Raw genomic sequence first — 3,308 nt, forward strand, 5'->3', positions numbered from 1 at the left:
CGATAATCCCGATTTTTCGAAATAATAATTTAACACTGCCGTATTCATTCGCTCACTTCCTTTCCTAGTTTCAATTATTATACCAGAAATACATCCGAAAACATCATGATTAGCAAAAAAAATTAATCAAAAATCGCAAAAGGATTCGCTCCCATTGCGCTTATTTTTGTTAGTCGAGGACGCCTTGTTCACTCTTTCGGCGTTCTTTGATTAAGTCTTTGACCGAGATGAGCATCACGGCTACTAGAATCATCGCCATGCTGACAAAGTCAATCGCAAAGAATTGCTCGTTCATGATGAGGAAGGCAAAGAATACTGCTGAGATGGGTTCAATCGCGGCGAGTAAGCTGGATTTCACAGGTCCTACCATGATCGCCCCTTTTAGGAACATCGTATACGCAATGACCGTTCCGATAAGGACGATGCCTGCTAACGCAGCAAGAATCTCTGGTGTCCATTCCAGGTCCATCTGTGCGACTCCGCTAAATGGGGCAAGAAGAATCCCCGATAGCAACATCCCTATTCCGATGACGGGAAGGCTCCCGTACTGTTTAATGAGGGCAATGGGTAATAAGATATAGAGCACGTATGTAAAGGCTGAGAATAATCCCCAGATGAGTCCTAAGGGTGTCACGCTGAGGCTTCCGATTTCGCCGTGTGTCGCAATGAGGAAGGTCCCTCCAATCGCCAATACAATCGAAGCAACTTCTGAGACGGTCGGCGCTACTCGATCCTTCACACAGGCATAGATTAGAATCAGCACTGGGCAAATATATTGCAAGACCGTTGCGGTTCCCGCGTTACCCAGATGAATCGCTTGTAAGTATGCAAACTGATTCAATAACAGTCCAAAGATGGCAAATAACCCGAGTCGAACAAAGCTCTTCTTATCCTGAATGAGACAGACAAGCTTCTTGTGGTCTGTTAGTAGGCTCATCACAAGAAGCAATCCCCCTGCGACAAGCAGTCGTAAATTCGTCAGCGCTAGTACCGGAAAGCCATGCGCCATCAAGTACTGACCGCTTGCTCCGCTAAGCCCCCACGCGATTCCGGCCGTCAAGGTCAGAATGGTTCCTATGGTTAAATTGCTGTTTGGTTTATTTAGTTTGGTTGGATTGTTTGATTTTTCTGTTGTTTTCATACTCTCGATTATAGCACAATGTGCCCTCATCCTACACCGCCTACTTCTAAAGAACGGAATAGATTCTAATTATTAAGATTTCACAGAAATGCATGATTTAGTTTGCGCTTTCTCCTTTTATTTTGTTACACTAAAAAGGAAATTTTTACTTAGGAGGATATGATGAAACACACAAAAAAATTCACTGTTGCGACTGCAATTTTACTACTCTTAACAATCCAATCCGTTCATGCAGAAACAGCTCAAGAGACGATAACCGCTGACACAACTGCTTCAGTACAACCATCGGAAACCACAAGCAATGAAGCAAGACTGACAAATTCTGTAATCCTTACAACAGAACAAGAAGTTTCCAAAGAACCTGAAAAAACTACTGAAACTACTCAACAAACACGTTCTCGTTCAAAACGTGAAGCTGTAAATCATATTGATGAGTATTACCAACAGCAACATTATACTGGTTTCGCAACTCAAAATGGAGATACTTACTATTATTTAGAAGGTACAAAATTAACTTCACAATGGAAATATATTCATAACCAGTACTACTATTTTAACGAAAATGGACAAATGCAAACAAATACGCTTATTGATGGTTATGTCATGGATGAAGACGGTATTATGGCTCGAAACAGATTTGTAACCATTAATGGTAATCGTTATTTTGCTGATGAGCACGGAAAAGCTGTTAATAGTAATTGGAAAAAAATAGACGGGAAATGGTACTCCTTTAAAGACAATGGTGTACTTCGTCAAAACGAGTTCTACGATTATTACTACTTGAAAGCTGACGGTACCATGGCCGATAACGAGTGGATTTTTGATAGGTACTACAATAGTTATTTCTTTATGAAACCGGGTGGAGCTTATGCTAGTAGAGAATGGAAAGATTCTTATTACTTAAAAGCCGGTGGCTATATGGCGAAATCCGAATTTGTTTATGACGATAACTATAAAGCTACCTACTACTTCGAAGAAAGTGGCCGATATGTTGGAGGAAAATGGATTGAAGTCAATGGTAAAAAATACCACTTCCAAATGGACGGCGTACTTGAAACCAATAAATGGATTGGGAACTACTACGTCAAATCTGACGGTGCAATGGCCAAAAACGAATGGTTCTTTGACAAAAATTACGGCAGTTACTTCTATCTAGGAGTTGATGGCAAATATATCGGTGGAAACCGATGGTATCAAGTAGATGGAGATTGGTACTACTTTATCGCTGATGGTCAAATGGCGACACGTAAATGGATTGATTCTTACTACGTGAAAGAAGATGGACGTATGGCGAAAAACGAAATGCAATACGACCAATCGTCTGGCTCTTCTTACTATTTCAAAGAAGACGGAACGGTTGCGAAGAATTACTGGGCAAAAGTCGGTGACTACTGGTACTACTTCAAGTCCAACGGAAAAGTTGCGCGTAAAGAATGGATTGATAATAAATACTACGTACTCGATAATGGTAAAATGGCGACTGGTACGCATATCATCGATCACTATCAATACGTATTTGACGAGAGTGGAAATGTCTTAAGCAAGAAGGCAGTCGATATCGGTTGGGTCGAAAAGAATGGCAAACGTTACTTTTACAATGGCGCTAGTCAACGTCTCGGTGACGAAACGGCAAAGAAAGTCATGGATGTTAGCGAACATCAAGGCTACATCGCTAACTGGGAAGCCCTCATCAAGGACAACGGAATCGATGCAGTTATTGTTCGTATCGGTTACTCTGGTACTGAAGATAAATATCTAGCGCATAATATTAGCGAATTGAATCGTCTAGGTGTCCCTTATGGAATCTACCTTTACACTTATGCTTCAACAGAGGAAGACGGTAGAGACGATGCCGAACAAACCCTCGCATTAATCCAAAAATACAATATCAAACCCACTTACCCTATTTACTTCGACATAGAAGACTGGCGTTATAGAAACGGTACAAAATCTGCACCAACGGACACTGCTACTTGGGTAAAAATCTGGAAAGCGTACCGTGACACCATGGAAAAAGCCGGTTACACGAACGTACGTGTTTACAGTTATCAATATCTCTTACAAAATCGTTTAAACGATCCTGAAATCTTAAAATACGTCGACTGGGTTGCAGCTTATACTCCACAACTCAGATACCAGCTTCCATACAGCCAACCAAGCTGGGGAT

The 3,308-nt window shown here is 41.2% G+C and carries 2 protein-coding genes; one reads left to right on the forward strand and one right to left on the reverse strand.

Annotated elements, in window-relative coordinates:
- Window positions 1-169: 169 nt before the first annotated feature.
- The gene (locus ACO5V7_RS08840) at window positions 170-1,141 is read right to left on the reverse strand and encodes a DMT family transporter (RefSeq protein ID WP_485485890.1); all 972 of its coding nucleotides are present in this window, start codon (window positions 1,139-1,141) and stop codon (window positions 170-172) included.
- A gap of 162 nt (window positions 1,142-1,303) precedes the next feature.
- Between ACO5V7_RS08840 and ACO5V7_RS08845 the strand changes: the two genes are divergently transcribed.
- A partial coding sequence (locus ACO5V7_RS08845) for a hypothetical protein (protein WP_485485891.1) occupies window positions 1,304-3,308 on the forward strand: 2,005 nt, incomplete at its 3' end.

It is taken from the genome of Granulicatella sp. (genome assembly GCF_057274575.1).

Excerpts from the sequence above, each read along its gene's own strand:
- ACO5V7_RS08840 (WP_485485890.1), bottom strand. The coding sequence starts at position 1,141 with ATGAAAACAACAGAAAAATCAAACAATCCAACCAAACTAAATAAACCA.